Below are 24,552 nucleotides of genomic sequence, written 5' to 3' on the forward strand. Positions count from 1 at the left end.
GTGAAACTGTCGTCAGTCATCTCAATGTGTGGCGGTGGACGACGGGCCGACGGGAATCCGACATTGCGGCTTCTCCGGCGAACATTGGCGCTGCCCCGACTCCGCCGGGCTTAACTTCCGCGATTATCGGGCTGCATGGTTAATTTGCAATGAACAAAGGTATAATCCGGGCAGGGTGTTCGTGCTTATTGCATGACAGGATGCGCGATGGTCGGGCCGCCACGCGGCAACCTTTACGCCTATTGCCAATGCAGCGTCACCGTCAGCTTTTCGCCCGAACCACGGCAACCATCTCATTCATCCCCCGGCCGGAGGCCTGCCGTTTCCTGTTAGAGGCGCACTGCCAGCGCCAACTTTAAACCACCGTCAGTTCTTCGGCCGTCGCGGACCGATAGGCGAATGCGGCTACGCGGTTTCAGCAGGCGAAAGCCTTTGCCCGTTTTACGGGCATTTTTTACAAAGTAGAGACTTGGAGAATGGCTTCCACCCGAGTCATGGAGAAGGAAAGAATGCGCGTCGAAAAGCGGCTCTCTAAAACATTCAAGCAATTCGCTCAATCAAACAAGGCCGGCGGTATCGTGCTCATCCTCTGCACGATCGTCTCGCTCTCCATCGCCAATTCTTCGCTTGGCCCGGCGTACCTGGGATTCTGGCATCAGTACGTCGCTGGATTGAGCATCGAGCACTGGGTGAACGATGCCTTGATGGCCGTCTTCTTCCTGCTCGTCGGCCTGGAGCTTGAACGTGAGCTGTATAACGGCGAGCTGTCCGATATCAGAAACGCCATGCTGCCGATCCTCGCCGCCGCCGGTGGTATCGCCGTGCCCGCCCTGATTCACTTCATGCTCAATGGCGGAACGCCCACGCAGGCAGGCGTGGGCATCCCGATGGCCACCGACATTGCGTTTGCCCTCGGGGTTCTTGCCTTGCTCGGCAAAAACGTGCCTGCATCGCTGAAGATTTTCCTGACTGCGCTGGCAGTGATGGATGACCTGGGGGCGATCATCGTCATCGCCGTGTTCTACACTGCGGAGCTGTCCGTCGCCTACCTCATCGCGGCACTTGGTCTATTCGGGGCGCTACTGCTGATGAACCGTGTTCTTCGTGTCATCTCCTTGCTGCCGTACCTGGTCGGTGGCGCAATCATGTGGTTCTTGATGCTCAAGTCCGGCGTGCACGCGACCATTGCAGGTGTGCTGCTGGCCTTTGCGATACCCTACTCGCGTGCGGAAGACGATGCGGCGTCGCCTTCTCACCGCCTTGAGGCAGCGTTGCACAAGCCGGTGGCCTTCCTGATCCTGCCCGTGTTCGCACTTGCCAATACAGGAATCGTGATCAGTTCCGGCTGGGCGCAAGATCTCCTGTCGTCGAATAGCCTTGGCATCCTGCTCGGCTTGGTTGTGGGGAAACCGGTCGGCATTTTCCTGTTCAGCTTTGCAGCCGTCCTGCTTGGATTGTGCCGGTTGCCGCTTGACCTCGCCTGGCGGCACGTGCTGGGTGCGGGCCTGCTCGGCGGTATCGGTTTCACCATGTCGATCTTCATCACGAATCTCGCGTACACCGGGCAGGCTGAGGTAATCAATGCATCGAAAATGGCGATCCTGGTTGGCTCGCTCGTCGCCGGAATCCTCGGCTTTACCTGGCTGAAATTGTTCGGCGCACCGCTTGCATCCGATCCCGATACCGATACCATGGATTTCGACGATAGCCCGGTGCGCCGTCCTTTGCGCTCGCCCTCGACGTGAAGGCGATTCTCCATCCGGCCAGGGCAGTGACGCTGGCCTTCCTGGCCGCGGTCATGGTCGGCACAGTGCTGTTGATGCTGCCCGCAGCGCGTGCCGACGGGTCAGGGGCGCCATGGATTGTCGCGCTTTTCACAGCGGTATCGGCGGTGTGCGTCACGGGATTGGTGACCGTTGACACGGGCACTTACTGGTCGGCGTTCGGGCAGGCGACGATCATGGTGCTGTTCCAGTTGGGCGGATTCGGCATGATGACGGCGGCTACGCTGCTGGGACTGATGGTGAACCGCTCGCCCCGGCTGCGTACCCGGCTGATGACCCAGACCGAGTCGCGTACGCTTGCATTGGGTGATGTGTCAAGCGTGGCGAAAGTAGTGCTCGTGGTAACGGTGCTCGTCCAGCTTGTCGTGGCCGTCATTCTGATCCTGCGCCTGCACCTGGGCTATGGCTTTGGCTGGCTTGAAGCGGGCTGGTCGGGTTTATTCCATACGGTCTCGGCATTCAACAACGCCGGGTTTTCCATCCATGCGGACGGATTGTCCCGCTATGCCAGCGATGCGATGATCCTGGGTCCTGTCATGCTGGCGATTTTCATCGGCGGCATCGGTTTCCCCGTCCTGCATGATCTGCGGCACCGCTGGCGTGATCCTCGCCACTGGTCTCTGCACTCGAAGCTGACACTGAGCGGTACGCTCGTGCTGCTGGCTGGCGGCTTCCTCGCTGCGCTGGTATTCGAATGGCACAATCCCCGAACCATCGGACCGTTTGCTGTAGCCGACAAGCTGCTCAACAGCCTGTTCATCTCGGTCTCGGCGCGGACTGCGGGCTTCAACGCGATCGACATCGGTGCCCTGACCCACGAAACCTGGGCCCTGCACTATCTCCTGATGTTCATCGGCGGTGGCAGCGCCGGCACCGCGGGAGGGGTCAAGGTTGGCACCGTGGCGGTGTTGTTCCTGCTCGTCCTTGCCGAAGTCAAAGGCCATCCCGATGCCGAGGCGTTCGGGCGCCGGGTTGGCACGTCGGCCCAGCGGCAGGCCATTACAGTCCTCGTGCTCGGCAGCGTGGTCGTTGCGGTCGGTACCATTATCCTGCTGCGCATCTCCGAGTTTCCAACCGATCAAATCATCTTCGAGGTCATCTCTGCGTTTGGAACGGTCGGCCTTTCGACAGGCATTACTGCCCAGCTGCCAGTGACGGGCCAGCTCGTTCTGGCCTTGTTGATGTTTTTTGGCAGGGTGGGCACGATCACGCTCGCAGCTTCGCTCGTTCTCAGCGAGCGGCGCATGCCCTACCGTTATCCAGAGGAGCATCCAATTGTTGGGTAGAATTTTTACAGAGCAGTTTGCATTTTCGGCAAGTGACAGTGTTGTCGTGATCGGCCTCGGCCGCTTCGGCGGCGCAGTCGCGCAGTCGCTTGTCCGACTTGGACATGATGTCATGGGTATCGATCAGAAGGAGGAAATCGTCCAGGTCTGGGCCGATCGGCTGACCCACGCCGTGCAAGCCGATTCCACAAATGAAAACGTCATGCTCCAGCTGGGCGTCGCTGATTTTTCTCACGCCATCGTGGGAATCGGGTCTGATCTTTCCGCCTGCCTGATGACCCTGATGGTCCTGACAGAACTGGGCATCAAGGATATCTGGGTCAAGGCGATGACACCCGAACATGGCGCCATCGCCCAACGCATCGGTGCCCATCATGTGATCTACCCTGAAGCCGACATGGGGGCGCGAGTAGCGCACCTGATCACCGGACGCCTGATTGACTTCATCGAGTTCGAGGACGGCTTCGGCATCGCCAAAATCCAGGCGCCCCCCGAGACTCACCACCATACCCTGGCGGAATCGCATGTGCGGTCGCGGTTCGGCGTCACGGTCGTGGGCGTCAAGCGTGCCAACGAAGACTTCCAGCATGCCTTGCCTGCCACGCGAATCTTGCCGGCCGACCTGCTGATCGTCTCGGGGCCCACCCGCAAAATCGAGGTTTTTGCCGCGGGTGAGAAAAAATCAAAAAGAAGCTAGGGAAACGCCGATCCTCGCCAGACCTCGGTATGACGATGCGTTGCACCTTGCCTGACCCGCTTGCCGATCCATTTGCTCCCGCCAGAGTCGATCAGCGGTTCTCCTGGCACTGCGAACTACTCTGGGCATGCTGCTTGTCGCCGCAAGCGACCGGCAGCATGACCCCGGAGTACGATGGTGTTGCTGCCACGACGAGCCACGGGGGGCAAGCGCTGGTGGTTCTCGGTTGTCGTGGCAGACATTTCCGCTTGTGACCGCACTGGCGGTTTGTGGCAAAAGCTGTCAGCTCGCCACAGCGGCGCGCCAGTGAAGACGCGCTGTCGTCGTTACTTGTGGGCGCGGCGGCGTGCGAAGGCGGCAATTCCAGCCAGGCCCAGCAGCAGCATGGCGCTTTCGCTCGGTTCCGGCACGGCGCTGACGGAGATATTGTCGATGGCGATGTCGTAATCCGTGTAGCCGTACACCATGCCGGGTACATAGGTGGTGTAGACGACTTCGTCGACCCCGGCCAGCACGCTGGCGAAGGTACGGTCGGACGGCAGCAGGGGGTTGCCGTTGGCATCCTCCGCACCGTAGCCGCCCCAGCCGGCGGGCAGGGCCGTGGCCGTCGTGTCGTCGATCGTCACGGACAGGTGCTGCCACCCCTGCTGGCTCGCCGACAGGGTGCCCAGGTTGAACCATACGCTCGTGTAGGGCAGGCCATTGGTGGCGTTGTCGTAGTCGCGCAGCTCCAGTACGAGGTTGCGCGATACTTCCTGATTGAAGAAGCGGATGCTCTGCGTCGAGACATCGATGCCGAAGGTCACGGCGCCCATTTGTGTGTAGTCACGCACGAAGCTGCTGTTCGTGTTGTTGGTCCACGACACGCCGAAGTTTTCCATCACGGTACGCATGGCCGGCGCGCCGTTGCCCATCGATGTATCGATGCCGGAGCCGCCGATACCGTCGAGCGGCTGCATGCCATACCACCCTTCTTCGCCATTCGAGAACGTCACGGTGCTCGAGTCGGCGGCCATGGCCGAAACCTGGCTTGCTGCAAGCAACAACATCAACAAAGTCTTCTTCATGGTAGTCCTTGTAGGTCGGATAACCTCGTATCGCTGAGCCGCCGCGGGATAAGCGGGGCCAGCCGGCGCTGCAGGCAGGGCGCCGAGCTTAATCAGTTCTTAAGGGATACGAGGCCATTCTGGGCAGGGCAAAACCAACAGTCGAGAAACTTCGATAGCTATTTTGTAACAAAGTGCCGCACGAAAATGGTCGTGATAGCCGAGCAAAACCGGACGCCGATTAAAGTCGGCTCGGCCAGGCGGCATGCGGGACAAAGGAGGCTGGCGCGGCGGCGGAGCGCCGCGCGGGAACCGCGTTGACTGAACAGTCTTTATTGCTGAGCGAGCAAGTGGCTTGCGCGATACAAGCCGCGATCAGGGCAGCGACGCCGTGCGGTTGCCCAGTTCCAGGCTGAGTTTGGCAGCTTTCAAGGTGGCCACGTCGATTTTCGGTGCCGTGGAAACGGGTGCCTTGCGGCTGGCCTGCGTGCGTTCGAGCTCGGCAGGCGGCAAGGTATAGCGTTCCTTGACGACACGACGGGGCTGCTCGGACCCGGCAGCCACGCCGACATCCATCGGCACGTCCGCGACGTCGCCCTGTGCGACCGCTGGTGCCGCATCGGCGGGCACGCTTTCGATGACGGCGCACGGCTTGTCCGTCAACAGCAAGGTGCCGTTGGCGTCCATGCATTTATACAGCTGGTCGCTGGCGACTGCGGCCGAGCCGGCCAGCGCGGCCATGCAAACCGTGGCGGTAAAAACGAAACGTCGCATGATGCACCTCCTGTTGAAACGATGGTGCGATTGTGCGCGTCTGCCACGGCGTGGTCTGTTAGACATCTCACCCCCGCACGGAGGACCAGTCCTACAGCAGCCTCGGCTATTTTCCCGTCGAGCTCGCTGGAGGCGTCCCTGCGGCCGGGGTCGCGGTGCTGTCGGCAACGCCGGGAATCGGCGTGCCGGGACGGGCGAACTTGCCCTTGAGCGCATCCACGCCGGACTGCGGCCGGGCCAGCACGCGCAGGTCGGCCCGCTCGCGGCGCTTGGCGGCCGTGTCGATCTTCAACTTGCGGTCGCGCTTTTCCACCAGGGCCGGCAAGGCCTCGCCGTCGCGGTTGAACGACCACGCCAGCTTCGCTTCGCCCAGCGGCATCGCTTCGCCCGTGTGGCCTTCATGGCCCGTGTTCCACGTATGCCAGGTCTTGCCGTAGCTGTTCATCTTGGTTTTCATCAGCGCCTTTTCCGCCGCGGCGGGAATGCCGGGCGCCACCAGCTGCCCGGACAGGATCTCGCCGTTGTGGGGATGCCAGAACTTGCGCTCGGCCTCGGGCAGCAGCGCGAAGGCCTTTTCGGAAATGATGTATTCGACGCCGTTCATGTTCGCGTCCGCCGTATTGCCGTCGAACAGGATGCACTGGGCGAAATCCTCGTTGCGCTGGTGGCACCAGTGGTGGGCTTCCATCTGCAGTTCCGGCGCATCCTTCATCGGGTGAAAGCCCACCAGGTAGACATCGAAACCGCGCATCGGTGCGGCGCCCTGCAGCACCTTGGCACCCACCTCCAGCGCCTGGGTCTTGGCCGACTTCGGCGCGCCGGCGGGGCCGACGGAAGGTGGCGAGTCGTGCTGCGCCAGGGCCGGCAGCGGCCAGCCCAGCGCGGCCGCCAGCAGGGCGGCGATCGTACGTGAACGCATTGTTTTCTCCTGATGACCATGGGGGCGCCCATGCTACCGCCGGCGGCGCCGAACCGGCGCGGCCATGTCCTATGCCGCTTGGCAACGTTGCTGCAAAAATGGGGACAGACCCCATTTTCTTGGCAATATTGCCGCCCGCTCAGAATGCGCCGCGGGCGCGCAGCAGCCGTTCCCAGGCGGGGATGGCGGCCTGCCAGAAGACGGGGATGGTGGCGGCATGCAGGTCCAGGCCGAGGAAACGCGCGGCCGGCAGCAGCGCGCCTTCGAGCAGGGCCTGGCTTGATGCGCCGTTGTCGAAGGCCTGCGCGCCCGTCTGCTTCGACAGCTTCTCGCCGTCCGCGTTGACGACGACCGGCACATGCAGGTAGCGGGGATGGGGCAGTTGCAGCAGATCCTGCAGGTAGAGCTGGCGCGGCGTCGAATCGAGCAGGTCGGCACCGCGCACGATGTCGGTGATGCCCTGGGCGCTGTCGTCCACCACCACGGCCAGCTGGTAGGCCCAGAAGCCGTCGGCACGGCGGATGACGAAGTCGCCCACCTCCGCCGTGATGTCCTGGCTCACGTGGCCATGCCAGCGGTCCGTGAAGGCGACGATGCGGGTGCCGTGCGTATGCAGGCGCAGCGCCCTGGCGGACTTGCCCGGCGCCAGGCCGGCGCGGCAGGTGCCGGGGTAGACCAGGGTCGCGTTGGGCGACGTGGCGGCCAGGCGCGTTTGCGAGTCGAGGATTTCGCGGCGCGAGCAGCCGCACGGGTAGATGTGCTGCCCCAGCTGGCGCAGGGCCGCCTCGTACAGGTCTTCGCGCTGCGTTTGCCACGTGACTTCGCCGTCCCAATGCATGCCGCAGCGCTGCAGCGAAGCGAGGATATGGCGGTCCGCATCGGGCACGTTGCGGTCGCGGTCGACATCCTCGATGCGCACCAGCCACTGGCCATGGTGCGCCTTCGCGTCCAGGTAGCTGGCCATGGCCGCCACCAGGGAACCCAGGTGCAGCGGGCCGGTGGGGGAAGGCGCGAAACGGCCGATGTAGGGGACGGAAGGTGCTGGCGCGGTCATGCGCGCAGTATCCCCGAGCGGCCGGCGGCGCGTCAACCGCGCCCGGTGCGATGCCTTACAATGCGGGCGCGGCGGACCAGCCGCCTTCGACAACCGCAAACGGACCACGAGACCATGCCCAACACCTTCCCCATCCTGACTGCCTGCGCACTTGCCATCGCCCTGGCGCTGCCGGCCCACGCCGCCCCCAAGACCCTGCCGCAAGTGCAGGAAGCGCCGCTGCGCGCGCACATGGCCTTCCTGTCCAGCGACCTGCTGGAAGGGCGTGGCACGGGCCAGCGCGGCGGCGACCTGACCGTCGCCTACCTGGAAAACCAGGCCATGGCGGCCGGCCTGCAACCGGCGCGCGACGGCAGCTACCGCCAGCTGGTGAAGATCGCCGGCGTGACGACCCTGCCGGAAGGCTCGACCTTGCGCGCCCACGCCAACGGCGCGGCGCTGCCGCTGGCCTTCGGGAAGGACTGGGTCTGGGGCGCGGGCGACGCGCAGGCGCAGCACGAGCTGGACGCGCCGCTGGTCTTTGTCGGCTACGGCATCACGGCGCCGGAAGAAGGCTGGGACGACTACAAGGGTCAGGACATGAAGGGCAAGATCGTCGTCATGATGGTCAACGACCCGCTGCCCACGGCCGACGCGCCGAACCGCTTTGGCGGCAAGGCCCTGACCTACTACGGCCGCTGGACCTATAAATTCGAGGAAGCGAAACGGCGCGGTGCGGCGGGCGCGCTGCTGATCCACACGGACGCCTCGGCCTCGTATGGCTGGAGCGTCATCCAGAACAGCTGGAGCGGCGTGGAACGCTTCCAGCTGGCGCAGGGCGCGCCCGGCACGGCGCTGCAGGGCTGGCTGACGAACGACGCGGCGGCTGCCCTGTTCAAGGCGGGCGGCCAGGACCTGGAGGCGCTGCGCCTCGCCGCCGAACGCAAGGACTTCAAGCCGGTGGCGCTGGGCGCGAAGTTGGCGGGCACGATGAAGTCGGCCGTGCGCACGGTGGACCAGTTCAACGTGGCCGGCATCGTGCCCGGCACGGACCCGAAGCTGAAGGACGAGGTGGTGATCTACAGCGCGCACTGGGATCACCTGGGCAAGCAAGGTGACGGCAAGGACGGCAAGGACAATATCTACAACGGCGCCGTCGACAATGCTTCCGGCACGGCGGCCCTGCTGGCGATGGCGCAGGCGGCGGCGCGGTCGCCGGGCAAGCGCAGCCAGATGTTCCTGTGGGTGGCGGCGGAAGAGCAGGGCCTGCTGGGCAGCGCGGCCTACGCCACCGCGCCCCTGTGGCCATTGGAGAAAACCGCGGCCAACCTGAACCTGGACAGCCTGAACTGGATCGGCCGCGCGCGCGACGTCGGCACCCAGGGCAGCGAACGCACGGACCTGGGCAAGATGGCGGCGGCAACGGCCAAGGCCATGGACCTGCGCATCGCCGACGCCGAACCGGACCTGGCCGGCGGCTACTTCCGCAGCGACCACTTCAGCTTCGCCAAGGCCGGCGTGCCCGCTTTCTCCATCGCGGGCGGACGCGACACCGTCGGCGACAAGGAAGCGGCGGCCGCCGAGCGCAAGGCCTACCGCGCCCGCTACCACCAGGTCGGCGACGAATACGATCCGAAGTGGGACCTGTCCGGCATGACGCAGCAAGCCCAGTTTACGCTGAACCTGGGCCGCGCTGTCGCCGACGCCCCCGCCATGCCACAATGGAAGGCGGGCGACCCCTTCGGCGCCATCCGCGCCAGGTAAGTTTTCGATTCGGTGTCAGCCACCGAATGCTAGGTGAGCAAGGCGGCCCATCAGGCCTGCCTTGCTGCCGTCAGGCCCGCTTCGCTTCCGTCAGGAACAGGGCCAGGCCGGCCAGCGGGAACATCAGGCCCGTCACCAGCACGCCGTGCCAGCCATGATGGGCATACATCCAGCCACCCAGCGAGGAGCCGAGGGCGCCGCCCATGAAGAAGATGGCCATGTACAGGCCGTTCAGGCGCGAGCGCACTGCATCCCCCAGCGAATAGATGGCGCGCTGGCCCGTCACGAGGCTGGCCGAGACGCCCATGTCCAGCACGATCGACGCCAGCGCCAGCAGGCCCAGGTCGAACAGGCGGCTGCCCTGCAGCACCAGCGGCACGGCGAACGACAGCGCCGCCGCCACCAGCGCGATGGCCGTCGTGGAGCGCGACTTGCCCTGGTCCGCCCGGCGTCCCGCCCATGGCGAGACGATGGCGCCGGCCACGCCGACCAGGGCGAAGATGGCGATGCCGGACTGCGACAGGCCGTGGGCCGGACTGGCCAGGACCAGCGGCACCGTGGTCCAGAACAGGCTGAAGGCGCCGAACATGCAGAACTGGTACAGGGCCCGGCGGCGCAGCACGGGCGTGGCCTTCAGCAGGTGCCACATGGAGCCCAGCAGCGCGGCATAGGTGCTGGTGTGCTCCGGTTCGCGCAGCGGCAGCAGGCGCTTGAGCACCAGCGCCAGCACGGCCGTGCCGACGGCAGACAGCACGAAGATGGCATGCCAGCCCAGCGCGTCGGTGACGAGGCTGGAGACGGGGCGGGCCAGCATGATCCCCAGCAGCAGGCCGCTGACGACGGTACCGACGGTCTGGCCGCGTGTTTCCGGTTTCGACAGGTGGGCCGCGAAGGGCACGATGATCTGGGCGGCGACGGAACCGAGCCCGATGCAGAAGGCGGCAATGAGGAACAGGGTGGCGCTGGTGCTGAAGGCGGCCACGCCCAGGGCGCAGGCCGTGGCGGCCAGCGCCGTGACGATCAGCCGGCGGTTTTCCACCAGGTCGCCCAGCGGCACGATGAACAGCATGCCGGTGCAGTAGCCCATCTGCGTCAGGGTGACGATCAGGCCGGCGGCGCCCGCATCGAGGCCGGTAGCCCGGCTGATCGGCCCCACCAGGGGCTGGGCGTAGTACAGGTTGGCGACGATCAGGCCGGTGGCGATCGCCATCAGCCACACCATGGCGGGCGAAATATCCTGTTGTTGTTGTTTGTGTTGCACGCTCACGACGACTCCATTGATTTCGAGAGCGCGATATTGTATACAAAATTCGCATACCCTGCCGGAGGGCATGCGAAGCGGGGGGCGTCCTTACAGGCGCTTGTGCACCTCGGCCGTGATTTCGTAGGAGCGCAGCCGGGCGCTGTGCTCGAAGATCTGCGACGTGATCATCAGTTCGTCCGGCTGCGTGCTGGCGATGAAGGCCTTCAGCTGCGCTTCGACCGTTGCGGGCGAACCGACGGCGGAGCAGGACAGCACGGAGTCGAGCATGGCGTTTTCCTGCGGGCCCAGTTGCTGGCGGTAGTCGGCCTGGGGTGGCGGCAGCTTGCCGGGGCGTCCCGTACGCAGGTTGACGAAGGCCTGCTGCATCGACGTGGCGCGCCACTGCGCTTCCTCATCCGTATCGGCGGCGAACACGTTATAGCCCAGCATGACGTAGGGCTTGGCCAGTTGCGCCGACGGCCGGAAGTTATTCCGGTACATGGCGATGGCCTGCATCATCATCTGCGGCGCGAAGTGCGAGGCGAATGCATACGGCAGGCCCATATGGGCCGCCAGCTGGGCGCCGAACAGGCTGGAACCGAGGATCCACAGCGGCGTCTTCGCGCCCTGGCCCGGCACGGCCAGCACGCGCTGGCGCGGCGAGTCCGACAGGTGGTCCTGCAGCTCCAGCACATCCTGCGGGAATTCGTCCGCGTCGGAGGCGAGGTTGCGGCGCAGCGCGCGCGCCGTGGTCTGGTCCGAGCCGGGCGCGCGGCCCAGGCCCAGGTCGATCCGGCCGGGGAACAGCGCTTCGAGCGTGCCGAATTGTTCGGCGATCACCAGCGGCGAGTGATTCGGCAGCATGATGCCGCCGGCACCCACGCGGATGGTCGACGTGCCACCCGCCACGTGGGCAATGACGACGGCCGTGGCGGCGCTGGCGATGCCGGGCATGCCGTGGTGTTCGGCCAGCCAGTAGCGCTGGAAGCCCCACCGTTCGCCGTGCTGCGCCAGGTCGAGCGTGTTGCGCAGCGAGGCGCCGGCATCGCTGCCTTCGGCGATGGGAGAGAGGTCGAGTATGGAAAATGGGATCATGCGTGGACATGTCGGGGCAGGGGGCGGGGATTCAAGCAAGGCCCTGCACCCGTTGTGGGTTTAGGCCGTCCGGCTGCTGCCCTGGTCGGCCGTTTCCACCAGCGCGGCGCGCTCGCGCAACAGGGCCTTCATCTGCGCCAGCTGCAGGGGCTTGACGATGTGGCGGTCGAAGCCGGCCGCGCGCGAGCGCTGCTGGTCCTTCTCCTGGCCCCATCCCGTTACCGCCACCAGCGTGCAGCCGGCCAGGTTCGGGTCGGCGCGCAGCCGGCGCGCCAGCTCGTAGCCGTCCAGGCGCGGCATGCCGATATCGAGGAAGGCGATATCGGGCGCGAAGGCCTCGGCGCAGCGCAGCGCGGACAGGCCGTCGTAGCAGACATTGACGGTCTGGCCGGCCGCCAGCAGCAGCGCACGCAAGGTATTGGCATGGTCGACATTGTCGTCGGCCACCAGCACGCGCAGCGTGGCGATCGGCGCGTCGCCGGCGTCGCCGACCTTGACGGGCTGCGCGTCGGCCTGCGCCAGCGGCAGGTCGATGGCGAAGGTGCTGCCCAGGCCTTCGCCGGCACTGCTCGCCGTCAGCACGCCGCCATGCAGCTCGACCAGGCGGCGCGCCAGCGACAGGCCGATGCCCAGCCCGGCCTGGGCCCGGCCCAGCGAGCGGTCGGCCTGGAAGAAGATGTCGAACACGTGGGGCAGGGCGCCCGGCGCGATGCCGATGCCGTTGTCGCTGATCTCGATGCGCACGCGGCCCTCGCGCAGCAGCGCATGCAGGGCGATGCGCCCGCCGTTGGGCGTGTACTTGGCGGCGTTGTTGAGCAGGTTCGAGAAGACCTGGGCCAGGCGGGTGGCGTCCCCCGTCAGGTGCACCGGCTGCTCCGGCAGGTGCACGGCCAGCGCATGGCGGCGCTGTTGCAGCAGCGGGCCGGAGGTCTCCAGCGAATGGGCCACGACGTCCTGCAGTACCACCGTGTCGTAGCGGATGCCCAGCTTGTTCGTCGTGATCCGCGACACGTCCAGCAGGTCGTCCACCAGCCGCACCATCTGCCGCAGCTGGCGCTCCATGATCTCCAGCACGTTGGCCGGCGGCGGGCCGGCGCGGCCCGGCAGGCGCATCAGCTCCAGCGCGTTCACCAGGGGCGCCATGGGATTACGCAGCTCGTGCGCCAGGGTGGCGAGGAATTCGTCCTTGCGCACGTCGGCCGCCTGCAGCGCTTCCTGGGCAGCGCGCCGCTCCAGCAGCTCCTGGTCGGCGCGGCCGCGCGCTTCGTCCAGCGCCAGGGCAGCCCGCGCCAGCGAGTCGGCCACCTGTTGCGCCTCGCGAAAGTCGACCGCAGGTGCCGCCACGGCGCGGCCCGCGCCCAGGGCCGTCGCCGGCCCGATCAGGGCATGCACGGAGTGGGCGATGCGCCCGCCCACCAGCCAGGCCATGCCCAGGCCGACGGCCAGCAGCACGACGGTGGCGATGATCAGCGACTGCAGGGTGCGCAGCAGGCCGGCCGTCAGGTTGCCATGGGGGACGCCCAGCATCACGGTCCAGCCGGATTTGATGGAGCGGCTGTACAGCGTCACCACTTCAAGGTTGTCGACCGTCAGCGATTCGAAGGTGTCCTCGGGTTGCTGGCGCACGCGTGCCACCACTTCGGGACGGGGCAGCTGGCCGCGGAACTGCTCGATATCGCGGTTACGGGCGACGATGCGGATGCCCGGATCGAGAATGGCGGCGCGCCAGCTGGCGGGGATCTTCTGCTCGGCCAGGATGGGATTGAGCGCGGCCGGCCGCACCTGCGCGGCCAGGATGAAGCGCACCGCCCCGTCGCGCAGCACCGGCACGGCCACCGTGATCGTGGCCGCGCCGCCGGCGCCCCGGTACATGCCCGACACCATCGGCTGCGCCGTGCGCACGACGTGTTGCAGCAGCTCGGGATTACCCGGGTCGAGCGGGCTGGCCGGGGCGGCGGCCGTATTGAGCAACTGGCGCCGCGTGGCCGGGTCGTACAGCACGATTTCCGTAATCGGCAGGATGGCGTGCACATTGCTGGCCTGGCGCCGGAACTCGGCCAGGTCATGTTCCTCGAGATCGTCCGACACCGACAAGGTGCGCAGCGCCGTGATGACGGTATCGAAATCGCGGTCGACGATCGACATCATCGAGCGCGCCGTTGCCATCGCCTCGCCCAGCAGGCTGGCCCGTTCGACCCGGTAGTGGTCGTAGATGAGGAAGGCCGACACGATGGCGGCCGGCAGCACGCAGCTCAGGACCAGCAGCGCCAGCCGGAAACGGATGGTCGGCAGCCGGGCCGCGGCGGCATGGCTGGCGGCCGCGCCGGGCGGGGCACTGTTCAGGTACGGAAGGGGGCTGGGCTCCACGGGGTTGGCTGACGGGGTGGGGTAAAAGATGTAGACTGGTAAATGTTGTGCCACGTTACCATAGCTCGTGGGCCGATGGCAGCCTGGCTTCATGCGCCGCTCGCGCGGGCGCTGCATCTGTTGCAGGGGTGCCGCGCCGGCACGCGATCCCACCGAACTCTCCACCGACAGGTCCGCCATGCTGAAGAAAGCCGTTCTGCTGTCCCTTGCCGTGCCCTTCCTGTTGATGCAGCCGGCCGTTGGTTCCACCGCGGCCACGTCGGCCACCCCGGCCGCGCCGGGCCCCCTTGCCGTCGAGACGGCCAGCCATGCCCGCGCCACGTACAAGGAAGCCGTCATCGACAGCCTGGCGGCGATGGTTGCCTTCAATACCGTGGCCGACCCCACCATTCCATTCGAGCGCAATCCGGCCCACCGGGGGTTCAAGGACTACCTGAAGGGCGAGGCCGCGCGCCTGGGCCTGGACTACCGGGATGACGGTCATGTCGTCGTCATCGGTCTGGGGGCGGGCGCGGAACGTGTCGGCGTGATCACGCACGGCGACGTGCAGCCCGTCGACGCCACGAAATGGAAGCAGTCGCCGTTCAAGCTGGACCGCACCAGCGAGCCGGGCCTGCTGCTGGGCCGTGGCACCGAGGACGACAAGGGCCCGATCGCCACGGCGCTGTATGCGATGAAGGCCATCAAGGACCGCCAGCTGCCCTTGAAAAAGCGCATCGAGCTGTATGTGTACATGGCCGAGGAATCGGATTGGGCGCCGCTCGAGGCCTACCTGAAGACGCACACGCCGCCGCAGATCAATATCACGCTCGACGCCGAGTACCCTGTCGTAACGGCGGAGAAAGGCTGGGGCCTGGTCACCGTCACCATGCCCGCCGAGAAGGCCCAGCCGGCCAAGCCGTCCAAGGGCGGGGCGCCGCGGCTGGGCAGCTTCACGGGCGGCTTCTTCGACAGCCAGATTCCCGAGGATGCCGCCGCAATCGTCGAGAACGCGACGCCGGCGCTGGAGCGGGCCATCCGCGCCCGCGCCGCGCGGCAGAAGGACATGCAATACCGCATCAGCCTGGCGGGCGGGCGCCTGCTGGTTGTCGCCAAGGGCGTCTCTGCCCACTCGTCCAAGCCCGAGGACGGCGTCAACGCGATTGCCATGCTGGCCGACGCCCTGGGCGGGCGGCAATGGCAGGGCACGCCGGCGGCGGCCATGGTCAATTTCGTCAACGACCTGGTCGGAACCGGGCTGTATGGCGAGAAGTTCGGCCAGGTGGCCTACCGCGACAGTTTCATGGGTCCGATGACGGTGGCCCCCGTGCTGCTGAAGGAAAGCGACCGGGGCCTGCAGCTGAACCTCAACCTGCGCCGGCCGCGCGGCAAGTCCTCGAGCGAGCTGGAGCAGCAGTTCCAGGTGGCCTTCCAGGCGTGGAAAGGGCGCCAGGGCGCGACCGTGCAGGATGCGCAGCTGACGGCGCAACTGGGCGAACCGTGGGTGCAGGACAGCGCGCCGCACCTGCCCGTGCTGCTGGGTGTGTTCTCGCACTACACGGGCATCAAGGATGCGAAGCCTGTCTCGATCGGCGGCGGCACCAATTCGCGCCTGTTCCCGAACGCCGTCAGCTTCGGCCCCAGCATGCCGGGGAGCGTCTACACGGGCCACTCCGAGCATGAGTTCATCAGCGAAAAGCAGTTGCTGCTGAACCTGGAAATGTACACGGCCGTACTCGTCGAGCTGGCCCGTTGAGCCCGTGTCGAGCTGAGCTGCAAGCGCTTGGGGAAGGTGGAAGGCAAGATTATCCGGATTATCTTTGGCATTATTGAAACGATGTCGCAATAATCAGTTTTTCATTGTTGGCAAGCAGTTGTTGTAAGCGCTTCCCATATTACCTGGCGCTCGCCAGAAAACTATTTCCCCAGCCGAAGAATTCATTTACCATGGGCAACAGGTCGCACTGCATGCGGCCTGCAGCCCATGCCCGGCTGCCACGCGCGGGCATTCAACGTTCAATTTTCAATGATTGAAATTGCTGGTCTTTGACCGGCAGGGGAACTTGCATGCCGCGTTTTCTGACATTTGTTTTTGCCCTATTCCTTTCGTGGTCGGCCAATTCTATGGAAATGAGCGTCCCCAATGCGGTTGCCGCCGCCGAGCCGATCAAGCTGGATGCCGTTCCGCGGCGCGGCGCCCTTTACCGGATTCACCACGATGGCAAAACCAGCTACCTGTTCGGTACCATCCACGTCGGCAAGCAGGGATTCTTCCCGCTCGAGCCTGAAGTCACCCGTGCGTTGGCGGACAGCACTTCCCTCGTGCTGGAACTTGACACCCGCGCCCACCGGCCGTTCGAACAGGCTCTCGCAAAGTACGGCGCTTATCCGGCCGGCGACACCATTACCCGGCACCTGTCGCCGCGCGCACTGGCGCAGCTGAACAAGGCACTGGCAAAGGCAGGCATCTCCCTGCAGAGCGTTGCCGGCTACCGGCCGTGGCTGGTGGCGAATATTTTGGTGGGGTCCGAGATCGAGAAGCATGGCTATCACCGCAGCAACGGCGTGGAGGGCTTCCTGCTGTCGGCCGCCATCGCGCAGAAGAAGCAGGTGCACGAACTGGAGTCGGCCGATTATCAGCTCAGTCTGTTTGCATCGCTGGACGACGCCCAGCAGGAACGCTATCTGGTGGAAAACCTGGAAGAGCTGGAGAACGGCAAGGCGCTGCAAAAATCGGCCGGCTTGATCGACGCGTGGAGCAATGCCGACGCGGCGCGCATCGCCACGATGGCGCGCGAATTGACGGCCGGCGACAGTGTCTCGGCCGTCTTCATGGATCGTACCCTGCTGGGCAAGCGCAATCCGGAAATGACGAACCATATCGAACGCATCATGCAGACGGACCAGGTTGCCTTTGTAGGCATCGGCTTGCTGCACCTGGTGGGCGAGAACGGCATTCCGGAGCTGCTGCGCCAGCGCGGGTATTCGGTCGAAAAAGTGTATTGAAAGGAGCGGGCACCGGCCGCCCGCCACCGACGCACGCCTTGAGCAAACTCAAAAGCCGCGCCCGGCGCGCATGCTCCGGGCGACATCAATCCCCTCATTGCCGCCGGATGGCACCGTTGCTGTAGGTGACGCGGTCGCCTACCTTGTAGTCCGGCGGCGTTTCCACCACCATACTCTGGCTGCTGCCGTCATCGGTACGCAAGGTGACCCGGTAAACCTGGTTGCCTGAGCCGGCCGTGCTCGGTACCGTACCGCCCGCTGCCGCGGCGCCGGTCGATCCCGTGACACCGATCCCGGCGCTCTGCCGCGACATCGGTTCGATCGACTGCACCACCCCATTCCACGTCAGCTGCGCGCCTTGTGTCGTGCCCGTGCCGTGCGAGCCCATTGCGCCGGTGCCGCTGGTGCTGCCAGTGCTGCCGCTGCTGCCCATGGAGCTGCTTGTGGTGGCGCCGTCGGTCATGGTGCTGGCGCCGGCGTAGCCGCTGCCCGAGGTGCCCGTGCCGGACAGGCCGGACGTGCCCGTGTCCGCACACCCGGCCACGGCAACGGCCACCAGGGCCAGCACGCCGGTCCGCCAGTGCGACCGCGGCGCGCGGCCCGTCCCCGATATCGAATCTTTTGATGCCAGACTGATTATTGATTTCATGATGTGTCTCCAGAAGAGGGCGCTGCCCTGTTACGGATTGGAGCTCAAGGGACACAGTTTGTTCGTCATGGGGGAAGCGCGCTTGATATAGATCAAACCCCGCATGGAGATGCTCAGCAATAATTGTCGCTCGGAAACGGATGAGGACAGAAATGCCAGTATGCAGCACCGAAACGCTTATCGAAGAGCTGGTCGAGGCCAGTTGTGGCGACAGCCAGGACCCCCGGGCGGGTCACGCGCTGCGACAAGCCCTGTATGGCCTGGTACGTCTGGCCAGGAGCGAGCAATTGACGGCAATGCGGCAGGATACCCGGCGTGCGCTGGGCCGCCTGCGGCCGGCCGATCTGGCGCGCGCCTTGACCGGCGAGACATGCAGCCATTGCGGTCCGGAGGCGGCAGGGGATTGGCGCTCCTAGGGAACCCTAGGCGGCCACCTTGCGGGTGGACCACAGGATCCACATCAGGCTGGCGGTGACGAGGGCGGCCGTGCAATCGACCAGCCAGTCGCCGATGGCGCCATGGCGGTAAGGCAGGAAACTCTGGACCAGTTCATCGAAGGCGCCCATGGCGGCGATGGTGGCGACGGCCTTGATGGCGCGCTGGGCCGGCAGGCCGCTGCTGCCCGTGAAGACGAGGAAGGTCAGCACGGCATAGGCGCAGGAGTGCAGCACGACGCCGGAGGCGACTTCGGCGGCATCGGCCCGGGCACCTGGAATCGACCCGACGATGACGATCAGCGCGAACATCGCCAGTGCGCTGCCATAGCGCAGGCGGGCGTGGGAGGAAGTGAGCAGCAGCGTTTTCAGCAGGTTCAGCACGGTGGTTTGGCGAAATGACAAGGAGGCGAAACGATAGCATGCTTCGCCGAAAAAAATGCCCGCTCCGGAGAGCGGGCCGCAAAACCCTGCTCGGGCCAAGAGAGCGGTGCGTCGCGCCGCGTCGCTTCCGGCAGGAACGCCGGGAGCATGCGCGCGGAAGGAATTGGGAGCGGTGTGCCGGAACCGGCACACCTGATCTGCGGCCACGCATATCGGTTGCGTGTGCAGCAGAGGAGTTCAGTATAGGGCGTCCGTATGACGTCGCCATGACATCGCGCAACAAGCGAGCACTGCTTTTAACACAATATTTTTAAGCCGGTAATGATGAAAATATAACCATAAGTTACAAATTCTGACAAAGGTCTGTTTCAGAAGTAAGAATTTTTTGTCTTTACACAAAATTACATTCAGGAATTTCTTATAAATAAACAGCTTTCAATCGGATAATTATCAATAAAGCAATAAATTTAGACACTTGTTGTTGATGCGCCACAACATCTGTCATTGACTGACTTTACTCCCTGTTGATGGTCTGATACGGCCCCTTAAAAGGTATGCCCGCGCGTATCGCGCAGCGATGCCGGGCAATCAAAAAATCGACCACCAGCAGGAGAGAGTCTTGAATCAGAAGTTGGTATTGAAGCGCAGCGTCATCGCCGTCGCGATGGCCGTTGCAGCGCAGGCAGCATTTGCCCAGGAAGCGCAAGCCCCGGTCCAGAAAGTCTTCGTGACCGGTTCGAACATCAAGCGCGCGGACAAGGAAGGTTCCTCGCCCGTGCAGACCGTGTCGGCCAAGCAGATCGCCGCCACCGGCGCCAATACCGTGGCCGAGCTGCTGCGATCGATCCCGGCCTTCGGCTCGGGTGCATCGGTGGACGGCTCGGACGGCGGTTTCTCGAACGGCGCCAGCACCGCCTCGCTGCGCGGCCTGGGTTCCTCGTCCACGCTGATCCTGCTGAACGGCCGCCGCATCACGGCATCGGCCTACGCCGACCCGAACCAGGGCAAGTCGGCCGTGTATGACCTGAACACGATTCCCGTGTCGGCCATCGAGCGCGTCGAAGTGTTCAAGGACGGCGCCTCCGCCGTCTACGGTTCCGACGCCATCGCCGGCGTCATCAACTTCATCACCAAGACCGATGCCAAGGGCCTGCAACTGTCGGCCAACGTCAGCGCCAACGACGATGGCGAATACGCACGCGACAACGTCAGCGGCGTGTGGGGCTTCGGCGACCTGGAAGAGAAGGGCTGGAGCGGTTTCGTCGCCTTCGACGCCTCGAAGCGCCATCGCACGACGATCAAGGAGCAGAAGGATGTCGAGAACGAGCTGTATCGCGACATCAATGGCCGGCTGAACCCGTTCTCCAGCTCGTTGTCGGGCTCGCCGTTCTTCTACCGCGAACGCCAGCCGGGCAGCATGTCGTTCTTCAACAGCTACAACGACCGCGCCAACGTCATCAACCAGGTCAACTGCGACAAATCGCAGCAGCTGGTGGGCGACCGTGCCGCGCATAACCTGGGCGCCAGCGACACGCTGATCGGCCGCACCTTCTGCAACTTCGACACCAACGACTACTCGGAAGTGCAAGGCAAGGGCAAGGACGCCAACGTGCTGTCGCGCTTCACGTTCAAGCTCAACAACGACCTGACCGGCTTCGCCGAAGCGTCGTACAGCCGCACCCAGCGCTATTTCACGGGCGCACCCCGTGCGATGCGCTCGACCGCGCCGACGACGGTGTTCGTCAACGGCGGCCTGCCGTCGCAGTTCCAGGTCGTGCTGCCGGTCGGCCACCCGGACAATCCGTTTGTCAACGCCCGTTCGGCCGTCGGCTTCCGCCTGATGAACTCCACCAATGCTTCCGAGAACATCAACGAAGCCTTCCGCGTCGTGGCCGGCCTGCAGGGCAGCTTCAAGGGCTGGGACTGGGAAACGGCGGCACTGTGGAACCGCAGCGAGCGTACCTCGCGCGACTTCGGCATGATGTACCTGCCGACGATCCGCCGCATCATGACGGAAAACCGCACCATCGCCCAGACCATCGCCGACCCGACCTCCACGCGCGACATCGAGGACCACGGCTTTGCCCAGGTCAAGCAGATCGATGCCAAGGCATCGACGTCGTTCGGCAAGCTGCCGGGCGGCGAAATGGGCCTGGCCTTCGGCGGCGAAATCCGCCAGGAACAGATCGGCCTGACGCCGGACATGGCGACCCAGCGAGGCGACATCATCGGCCTGGCCAACTCCACGGCCGACGGTTCGCGCATGGTCAAGTCGGCCTTCGTGGAACTGCGCACGCCGTTCTTCGACAACTTCGAGATGGACTTCGCCGGCCGCTGGGACAAGTACCCTGCGACGAAGAGCTTCGTGCCGAAAGTGGGCGCCAAGTGGACCGCCAACGAACACTTCACCTTCCGCAGCACCTTCGCCCAGGGCTTCCGCGCGCCGGCGCTGACCCAGGTGTCGCCAGGCGGCGTGCAGTCGTTCACGACGGTCCAGGACAGCCTGCGCTGCCCTGACGGCGTAACGCCGCTGCCGGGCGCCGACCAGCTGGACTGCTCCCGTGGCGTGTCGAGCCTGTCCGCCGCCAACCCGGCCCTGCAGCCGGAGCGTTCGCGCAGCCTGTCGTTCGGCATGATCGTCACGCCGACCAAGAACCTGGACGTGCTGATCGACTGGTACCGCATCAAGAAGGTCGACGAGACCGCCCTGCTGGGTGCCCAGACCGTCATCGACCATCCTGCCGATTACCCTGGCCTGGTGGTGCGCGACACGAACCGCAACAACTGGATCTCGGACGCCAACGGCAACCTGATCCCGAACTCGGGCGCCATCACGCAAGTGAACCGCTCCTACGTCAACCAGGGCAGCACGGAAGTTTCCGGTATCGACCTGGAGATCACTCACCGCCTGGCACTGGGCGAGATGGGCAAGATCACGACGAACCTGAACTGGGCCTACCTGGCCGAGTACCGCCGCGCCGAACACACGGGCGACCGCGCCGCCAACACGGCAGGCTCGAACGGCGGCCTGTCGGACTGGAACACGTCCTCGGGCGACAATCCACGCAACCGCGGCTCGCTGTCCGTCAACTGGCAGCGTGGCGACCATTCGGTCACCGCGATCGGCAACTACGTCGGCCCCGTGTCCCTGCTGCGCCGCTCGGACAACATGGACGTCTATCCGGAAGCCTACTGCTACTACGGCACCGGCCAGCCGAAGAGCGCCTACTCGCTGGGCGGCCTGCCGAAGTTCAGCAACTACTTCCCGAACCTGAACGACTGCGCCGTCGAATCCTGGACCACGTTCGACATGAACTACAGCTACACGGGCATCAAGAACGTCGTGCTGGCGCTGAACGTGCGTAACGTGTTCGACCGCAAGGCACCGTACGATCCACGCTACGGCACCACGTCGGACTTCCAGGGCTTCAACGAGCAGCTGCATAACGGCCGCGGCCGCTACTTCCGCGTGTCGGCATCGTACAGCTTCTGATGCACTGAACGACGCTGCCGGCCCGCGCCGGCAGCTGTCAAAAACCGCCGCACCGCGAGGTCCGGCGGTTTTTTTATGGCCGCGCAAAAAGCTGGACAAAAAAAAGCCCGCTACGAAGCGGGCTTGAAACTATTATCTTGGAGGAGAATAGTGGAGACAGGTGCAAGTATGCTGCGTCGCCACATATACGTCCAATTTTCGTTTTCGATAAGCGTTATAGAAAAACCCTATAACTCAACGGTGACTAGTCGCGCACGGGAACCGTGTAGTTCAGGGCCATGCGGCCGCCATCGACATACATCGTCTGGCCCGTCATGTAGCTGGCATCGTCGCTGGCCAGGAAGGCGGCGATGGACGCCACTTCCTCGGGCTCGCCGCAGCGGCCCAGCGGCGTGCGCGACAGGATCGTGTGGCGCGCCTGGGGGCTCCCCAGCACGGCTTCCCTGGCCAGCTCGGTAAGGATGGTGCCGGGGCCGATGCCGTTGACGCGGATGCCGTGCGGCGCCAGGTTCAGGGCCATCACCTTGGTCAGCTGGTTGATGCCGCCCTTGGACACCACATACGGCACCTGGTTCGGGATCGCCAGTTCCGCATTGACGCTGGACATATTGATGATGCAGCCCGAACCTTGTTCCACCATCACGCGGGCGGCGGCCTGGCCGCACAGGAACATCGACTTCAGGTTGATGCGCAGCACGCGGTCGAAGTCGTCTTCGGTCAGGTCGAGGAAATCGGCCGCGTGCGTGACGCCGGCGTTGTTGACGAGGATGTCGATGCGCCCGAAGGCGGCCACCGTGGCGGCCACCAGCGCGTCGACGTCGGTCTTGATGCCGACGTCGGCCTGGCAGAAGCGGGCCGCGTCGCCCAGGGCTTCGGCGGCCTGGATGCCCTCGGGGCGGATATCGGCCAGCATCACGCGCGCGCCCTCGGCGACCAGGCGCTGCGCGATGGCCAGGCCGATGCCGCGCGTGGCGCCCGTGACGATGGCGGTTTTGTTGGTCAGTCTCATGATCGCTTCCGGCAAGTGAAAGAAGCGGATTCTAGCAGCGCCCGGGCCTTACAGGATGACGGCCTCGTTCGACAACTGGTTCGGCCGCGAGCCGTCCGCCGGGAAGTGCCGCTGCAGCAGGTCGGCCAGCTGGTTCAGGGCCGCCACGGTGCTGTCGTGGAAGTCGCCCTTGGCGAACCCGGCCGTCATCGTGCGGCAGACGGCCTGCCACTCCGTGTCGGCGATCACGCGCCCGACATGGCGGTCGGCGACGATATCGACTTCGCGCGACGCCAGGTTCACGTAGATCAGCACGCCGCAGTTTTCCTCCGTGTCCCATACGCCGTATTCGGCGAACAGGGCGCGGGCCCGTTCGCGGTTGGTGACGTTGGCCAGGGCGGCGTCGAAGCTGAGCGACGGTTCGACGATCAGCCGCACTTCCGCGCGGTGGCGCCGTTCGCCGTCGGCGATGGTCGCCGCAATGGCTTCCAGGGTCCTGGGCGGGAAGCATTGCCGCCCCTTCGAGGAACCCGTGAACAGGTGGCGCAGCGCACGGCGCAGGCGTCCCATGAATGTGGTGGGCAAGGTGCTCATTACCAGTCTCCCGAGGCGCCGCCGCCGTCGAATGTGCCGCCGCCACCGCCGCCGAAACCGCCGCCGCCGCCAAAGCCGCCACCGCCGCCGCGGCCGCCGCTACTGAGCACGCTGCCGATGACGCTGCCGATGACGACGCCGGCCGCATCCGAGCCCCAGCCGGAACGGTGCAGGCCCCGCTTGCGGCTGCCGCCGCGCAGGATCGGCAGCAGCACGAAGACGCCGAACAGCAGCGCCGGCCAGAACCAGCCGCCGCCCTCGTCGGCTTGCCGGGCAGGGGCCTGGCGCGCCTCGGGGGCGGGGAAGTTCTCCTTGTCCAGCAAGGTGGCGATGGCGCTGACACCGGCGGCCAGGCCGCCGTAATAATCATTGTTGCGGAAATGGGGCGCGATGACATCCTGCAGCACGCGCTTCGACTGCGCATCCGTCAGCACGCCCTGCACGCCACGCCCGGCCTCGATGCGCAGCCGGCGCAGCGCGGAAGGGTTGTCCTTCGCCACCACCAGCAGCACGCCGTCGTCGACGCCCTTGCGGCCCAGCTTCCAGGCGTCCGTCACGCGGATGCTGTACTGCTCGATCGCTTCGGGCGCCGTGGTGGGCACCGTCAGCACGGCGATCTGGCTGCCCGTCTTGGTTTCGTAGTCGGCCAGCACGGCTTCGAGCGCCGTGCGCTGCTCGGGTGTGAGCAGCTTGCCCTGGTCGGTCACGCGCGCCTTCAGTTCCGGTACGGGCACGAAACCCGTGTCGTCGGCCCGGGCGGCCTCGACCACGAGCAGCGCGAAGCAGGCCAGGATGACGACGATCGCATAGCGCACCAGCCAGTGATTCAGCCAGCGCCCGGACGGCCGCGTCACCCAGCCGCGCAGGCCCCGGCGCCGGCCACGGCCGCGCACGTCGCGCTCGTGACCCACCTCGGCCGTGCCCAGGTACTTGTCTTCGGCCGGATGGTCGCTGGTACGCCGCCGCCCCGGCGCGGGGCTGGGTGATGCGTGATCCGTTGGGCCGAGCGGCATGGCG

General features: G+C 65.4%; 19 protein-coding genes. 7 read left to right on the forward strand and 12 right to left on the reverse strand.

What is annotated here, in order from left to right; translation table 11 throughout:
• The first annotated feature begins 509 nt into the window (after positions 1-509).
• The 3 genes from nhaA to GM672_RS03405 are packed head-to-tail and all read left to right on the forward strand — an operon-like array spanning position 510 to position 3,767.
• Positions 510-1,745, forward strand: coding sequence for a Na+/H+ antiporter NhaA (gene nhaA, locus GM672_RS03395; RefSeq protein WP_155469112.1), 1,236 nt, complete (start codon positions 510-512; stop codon positions 1,743-1,745).
• Positions 1,742-3,070, forward strand: coding sequence for a TrkH family potassium uptake protein (locus tag GM672_RS03400; protein ID WP_229427745.1), 1,329 nt, complete (start codon positions 1,742-1,744; stop codon positions 3,068-3,070). The genes nhaA and GM672_RS03400 overlap by 4 nt, the downstream gene beginning before the upstream one ends.
• Entirely contained in the window at positions 3,060-3,767 is a 708-nt protein-coding gene (locus tag GM672_RS03405; RefSeq protein WP_229417528.1) for a potassium channel family protein, read from the forward strand. Before GM672_RS03400 ends, GM672_RS03405 begins: the two co-directional genes overlap by 11 nt.
• A gap of 326 nt (positions 3,768-4,093) precedes the next feature.
• On the opposite strand, the gene GM672_RS03410 is transcribed toward GM672_RS03405, so the two are convergent.
• The 4 genes from GM672_RS03410 to gluQRS all read right to left on the reverse strand — a co-directional run bounded on the left by GM672_RS03410 (position 4,094) and on the right by gluQRS (position 7,560).
• Positions 4,094-4,834 (reverse strand): PEP-CTERM sorting domain-containing protein, encoded by a 741-nt coding sequence (locus GM672_RS03410; RefSeq protein ID WP_229417529.1) that lies wholly within the window; start codon positions 4,832-4,834, stop codon positions 4,094-4,096.
• Between the two features lie 354 nt (positions 4,835-5,188).
• Complete coding sequence (locus tag GM672_RS03415) at positions 5,189-5,587, reverse strand: DUF4124 domain-containing protein (protein WP_155469113.1); 399 nt, start codon at positions 5,585-5,587, stop codon at positions 5,189-5,191.
• A gap of 106 nt (positions 5,588-5,693) precedes the next feature.
• Positions 5,694-6,506: an OBAP family protein gene (locus GM672_RS03420; protein WP_155469114.1), complete on the reverse strand. Its 813-nt coding sequence runs from the start codon at positions 6,504-6,506 to the stop codon at positions 5,694-5,696.
• A gap of 139 nt (positions 6,507-6,645) precedes the next feature.
• Positions 6,646-7,560, reverse strand: coding sequence for a tRNA glutamyl-Q(34) synthetase GluQRS (gene gluQRS, locus GM672_RS03425; RefSeq protein ID WP_155469115.1), 915 nt, complete (start codon positions 7,558-7,560; stop codon positions 6,646-6,648).
• Positions 7,561-7,674: 114 nt separating this feature from the next.
• Here gluQRS and GM672_RS03430 point away from each other — a divergent pair, with 114 nt between their 5' ends.
• Positions 7,675-9,303, forward strand: coding sequence for a M28 family peptidase (locus tag GM672_RS03430; protein ID WP_155469116.1), 1,629 nt, complete (start codon positions 7,675-7,677; stop codon positions 9,301-9,303).
• A gap of 70 nt (positions 9,304-9,373) precedes the next feature.
• On the opposite strand, the gene GM672_RS03435 is transcribed toward GM672_RS03430, so the two are convergent.
• The 3 genes from GM672_RS03435 to GM672_RS29705 all read right to left on the reverse strand — a co-directional run bounded on the left by GM672_RS03435 (position 9,374) and on the right by GM672_RS29705 (position 14,161).
• Positions 9,374-10,525, reverse strand: a complete 1,152-nt coding sequence (locus tag GM672_RS03435; RefSeq protein ID WP_155469159.1) for an MFS transporter — start codon at positions 10,523-10,525, stop codon at positions 9,374-9,376.
• Between the two features lie 129 nt (positions 10,526-10,654).
• Positions 10,655-11,641 (reverse strand): LLM class flavin-dependent oxidoreductase, encoded by a 987-nt coding sequence (locus GM672_RS03440; RefSeq protein WP_155469117.1) that lies wholly within the window; start codon positions 11,639-11,641, stop codon positions 10,655-10,657.
• Positions 11,642-11,701: 60 nt separating this feature from the next.
• A complete protein-coding gene (locus GM672_RS29705) occupies positions 11,702-14,161 on the reverse strand; it encodes a hybrid sensor histidine kinase/response regulator (RefSeq protein ID WP_170299910.1) in 2,460 nt (819 codons plus the stop codon).
• A 25-nt stretch (positions 14,162-14,186) separates the two neighbouring features.
• Between GM672_RS29705 and GM672_RS03450 the strand changes: the two genes are divergently transcribed.
• Together GM672_RS03450 and GM672_RS03455 are read left to right on the forward strand one after the other, a co-directional pair.
• Entirely contained in the window at positions 14,187-15,743 is a 1,557-nt protein-coding gene (locus GM672_RS03450) for a dipeptidase (protein WP_155469119.1), read from the forward strand.
• Between the two features lie 368 nt (positions 15,744-16,111).
• The gene (locus tag GM672_RS03455; RefSeq protein WP_229417530.1) at positions 16,112-16,993 is read left to right on the forward strand and encodes a TraB/GumN family protein; all 882 of its coding nucleotides are present in this window, start codon (positions 16,112-16,114) and stop codon (positions 16,991-16,993) included.
• 94 nt (positions 16,994-17,087) lie between these two features.
• Here the strand turns inward: GM672_RS03455 and GM672_RS28225 are convergent, their stop codons facing one another.
• Positions 17,088-17,642 carry a hypothetical protein gene (locus tag GM672_RS28225; RefSeq protein WP_170299911.1) on the reverse strand — a complete coding sequence of 185 codons (555 nt, stop codon included), beginning with the start codon at positions 17,640-17,642 and terminating at the stop codon, positions 17,088-17,090.
• Positions 17,643-18,064: 422 nt separating this feature from the next.
• A complete protein-coding gene (locus GM672_RS03470) occupies positions 18,065-18,481 on the reverse strand; it encodes a VanZ family protein (protein WP_229417531.1) in 417 nt (138 codons plus the stop codon).
• 598 nt (positions 18,482-19,079) lie between these two features.
• Here GM672_RS03470 and GM672_RS03475 point away from each other — a divergent pair.
• On the forward strand, positions 19,080-21,953 hold the full coding sequence (locus tag GM672_RS03475; protein WP_170299912.1) for a TonB-dependent receptor: 2,874 nt from the start codon (positions 19,080-19,082) through the stop codon (positions 21,951-21,953).
• A gap of 244 nt (positions 21,954-22,197) precedes the next feature.
• Here GM672_RS03475 and GM672_RS03480 read toward each other — a convergent pair whose 3' ends face one another.
• From GM672_RS03480 to GM672_RS03490, 3 genes are read right to left on the reverse strand one after another with little or no spacing between them, the layout of a single operon-like run.
• On the reverse strand, positions 22,198-22,962 hold the full coding sequence (locus GM672_RS03480) for an SDR family NAD(P)-dependent oxidoreductase (protein ID WP_155469124.1): 765 nt from the start codon (positions 22,960-22,962) through the stop codon (positions 22,198-22,200).
• 48 nt (positions 22,963-23,010) lie between these two features.
• On the reverse strand, positions 23,011-23,535 hold the full coding sequence (locus tag GM672_RS03485) for a TPM domain-containing protein (protein ID WP_229417532.1): 525 nt from the start codon (positions 23,533-23,535) through the stop codon (positions 23,011-23,013).
• A complete protein-coding gene (locus GM672_RS03490; protein WP_155469125.1) occupies positions 23,535-24,548 on the reverse strand; it encodes a TPM domain-containing protein in 1,014 nt (337 codons plus the stop codon). The genes GM672_RS03485 and GM672_RS03490 overlap by 1 nt, the downstream gene beginning before the upstream one ends.
• Positions 24,549-24,552 lie beyond the last annotated feature (4 nt).

The organism is Pseudoduganella buxea, assembly GCF_009720835.1.
Taxonomy (GTDB): domain Bacteria; phylum Pseudomonadota; class Gammaproteobacteria; order Burkholderiales; family Burkholderiaceae_D; genus Rugamonas; species Rugamonas buxea.